Here is a 2,562-nt window from a genome sequence, read left to right on the forward strand (position 1 = left end):
GTTTATTGCCGAACATTCTGAACCACAAGAATTTGAGCAAATTAATTTAGTCATTCTGCCAAATGGAGAGAAACTACCTTTTCAAGCGATCGCGTCAGGTGCGCCTGATCGAGGTAGAGATATTGCAATACTCAAAGTCAATATCAAAAATGCTTCTTCTCTCAAACTGGCAGATTCTAAACAAGTTGAGCTTTTAGACCATATTACAGTAGTTGGATATCCCGGTGCGGCTGATAGCAGTTTATTGGCATCACCATCTCATTATGTAGCATCATTTACAGATGGCAAAATTTCGGCCAAAAAACAATTACCAGATGGTTCACCTGTGCTGCAAATTAGTGCTCCTGCCACCCACGGTAACTCTGGAAGTCCCGTACTTAATGATAAGGGAGAAGTTATCGGTATGGTAACGTTTGGTTCGGATGTTTCTGGCTTCACCTTCATCATTCCCAGTGAGACCATATCGCAGTTTCTATGGCTCGCTGGTGTTTCTAATCAACAAGGGCTGGTTACTCAGAGATAGGTAAGACTCGAATTGCAATGCGCTCGGTAACCAGTTTTTTTGCTTTGGATCAAGGACGAAATTCCAGAACGTCATTTTTGATTATCATATCAAGCTTGCCAAAAAAGCTCTGTCCTAGAAGCTTAGTATTAGGACTGATCGCCACTTTTACATCCTTACACTTAACTCCACCAACCTCTATTGAATCAACTGTACCAGTAGGCCATACTACTATTGAACCATCAGCTATTTGGGCTGGTAATATCCCAGTCTTCTCCACTTTCAAGGCTTTTGCCATTTGTTCAGTGATGACGGTAGTAGTAGCTCCCGTATCTAAAGTCATCTCATATACATGAGTGTCGTTAAATGTTACATCAATCGTTGGATTGAGACTCTTGCTCCTTTTAATTGGGGCTGGTCCTGATCTACGTGGGTAGTGAACAACCAGAGCCATTAACAGAATAAACAGAGCTGTTCCCATCTGAAATACCTCATTTGAAGGAAATTACCGGATGAATACATCAAAACTACAGCAATATTTTGCTGCTTTTTGCAATTTATTGGTTATTCGTATAAATGCTTGACGTATTTAGTAGTATGTAGTGTGTCGGTTACAATTATATATCTATCAAAAGATAGATATTTTAATAGTCGTATTGGTAGTAAGCAAAAATTATTTTTTTAGTTTGACTTTTGAGCTAGCGGACTGATAATTCCAAACTTGAGGAACATATAGCAGGATAAGAACTTGGTCAAACAATGGGCAACTGGATGCCTTAAGCTTGTAGATAACGGCATCTTCCCACAGTCAGCCCATCATCTCCACCATGAGCAAGACAGTTGTCATCAATCCGGGAAACGGTGATCTGCACAACGGCTTCCCCATCGTTACCGTACAGTTATGGGTTGGTGACCATTCATTTCCAGAGCAATTTGTTGGCAGCTTACCACCTGCACCCAATTTGCTGGAACTATACAGAAATTGGCAATCAACTTATCAAGCTTTGTGTGTTCGCAAACACTTGCGTTCTGACTTGACCATAGACGAAGATGACGACGAACTGGAAATTGATTCTGCTGGTATCACTCACGTCTCAGAAGTTAGTTTTAGTCATCTGTGCCAAAAGTTACAAGATGATATGAACCGGTGGCTAGGATCTATAGAGTTTCAAAATATTAGCCGCCAGGTGCGATCGCGCCTGGCGAGTAGCGGAACGCGATCGCATCTAAACCCAGCAGAAGAAATTCGAGTGATTTTGGAAACCAATGATGACTTACTGCGGCGATTACCATGGCATCGTAGCGATTTCCATCGAGATTACACTCTAGCAGAAATAGCTTTGTCTAGCCCAGAGTATAAACGTTCATCAATCCTAAGACCGTCAACAATCTCAAGAAAAAAAGTCAGAATTTTAGCCATTCTAGGCAATACCAAAGGTATTGATCTTAGTACAGAAACCAAGTTTCTGAATAACATACCAGATGCAGAAGTTGTGTTTCTTGTCAATCCCTCACGAGTAGAATTCAATCAGCACCTTTGGGATCCTATGGGCTGGGATATCCTGTTTTTTGCAGGTCACAGTCAAACTGAGTACCAAACAGGTAGGATTTATATTAATGAGAACGAGACAAAAAATAGCTTAACAATTGAACAATTAGAGGAAGCTCTCAAAGCAGCAATTGAGAAAGGGTTACGCTTGGCTATTTTTAACTCCTGTGATGGGCTTGGGCTGGCGAATGCTCTGGAAAAATTCAATATTCCTGCTGTGATTGTGATGCGAGAGCCAGTCCCAAATTGTGTAGCAGAGGAATTTTTTAAGCAATTTATTTCAGGCTTCGCAGTTGAACAGCTTCCTTTATACTTAGCCGTGCAGCAAGCGCGTAGGAAGTTACAAGGTTTAGAGGATGATTTTCCTGGTGCTTCTTGGTTACCAGTAATTTGCCACAATCCATCTGTGGAACCACCGACATGGCTCCAGTTAGGCGGAAATCCAGCTTGTCCTTATCGGGGTTTATTTGCTTTTCAGGAGGAGGATGCACATTTATTTTTTGGACGGGAG

Annotated in this window: 3 protein-coding genes; 2 read left to right on the plus strand and 1 reads right to left on the minus strand. The window is 41.5% G+C overall.

Features of this window, described 5'->3' with window-relative positions; genetic code table 11:
* Positions 1-523, plus strand: a 523-nt coding sequence (locus tag G4P69_RS36875; protein WP_208354781.1) for a S1 family peptidase, incomplete at its 5' end; no start/stop codon positions are given.
* A 49-nt stretch (positions 524-572) separates the two neighbouring features.
* On the opposite strand, the gene G4P69_RS36880 is transcribed toward G4P69_RS36875, so the two are convergent.
* Positions 573-983, minus strand: coding sequence for a retropepsin-like aspartic protease family protein (locus tag G4P69_RS36880; protein WP_208346095.1), 411 nt, complete (start codon positions 981-983; stop codon positions 573-575).
* A gap of 346 nt (positions 984-1,329) precedes the next feature.
* On the opposite strand from G4P69_RS36880, the gene G4P69_RS36885 reads away from it, so the two are divergent.
* A partial coding sequence (locus G4P69_RS36885) for a CHAT domain-containing protein (protein ID WP_208354783.1) occupies positions 1,330-2,562 on the plus strand: 1,233 nt, incomplete at its 3' end.

Source organism: Aetokthonos hydrillicola CCALA 1050 (assembly GCF_017591665.1).
In the GTDB taxonomy this organism is placed as follows: Bacteria; Cyanobacteriota; Cyanobacteriia; order Cyanobacteriales; family Nostocaceae; genus Aetokthonos; species Aetokthonos hydrillicola.